Source organism: Paraburkholderia sp. BCC1886 (assembly GCF_900996245.1).
Taxonomy (GTDB): domain Bacteria; phylum Pseudomonadota; class Gammaproteobacteria; order Burkholderiales; family Burkholderiaceae; genus Paraburkholderia.
Window position 1 is genome coordinate 1 of sequence record NZ_CAAJGK010000102.1, and the last position, 491, is coordinate 491.

General features: G+C 58.9%; 1 protein-coding gene. It reads left to right on the plus strand.

The features are described from left to right. Positions 1 to 383: integrase core domain-containing protein (locus tag FQ746_RS30400; RefSeq protein WP_144113524.1), on the plus strand; the 383-nt coding region annotated here is incomplete at its 5' end. Between the last annotated feature and the right edge of the window lie 108 nt (positions 384 to 491).

Here is a 491-nt window from a genome sequence, read left to right on the forward strand (position 1 = left end):
ACACCGGTGACATGGTGCGCGACGTGATGCTTCAGGCGGTCGAAAACCGCTTCGCTGGTGCGTTGAAGGCTGACAGCGAAATCGAGTGGCTGAGCGACAACGGTTCTTGCTACATTGCCGACGAGACAATGACGTTCTCGCGTGAAATCGGCCTGAGGCCGATCACGACACCCGTCAGAAGTCCGCAGAGCAATGGGATGGCCGAGAGCTTCGTCAAAACGATGAAACGCGATTACGTTTCGTGGATGCCCAAGCCCGACGCCCGAACGGCGCTACAGAACCTGGCCATTGCGTTCGATCACTACAACGAGTCGCATCCGCACAGCGCCCTGAAATACTGCTCGCCGCGCGAGTTTCGCCAACAGGCAAATTCTCCAACCTAAGCGTGACCGCGTGTCCGGTCATGCAGGGGCAAGTCCATTGACCGTATCGCCTCCCTTCAGCGTCGTGCCAGTCAGTGCCTGGCCGGACGTGTGCAGCGTCTCTGCATA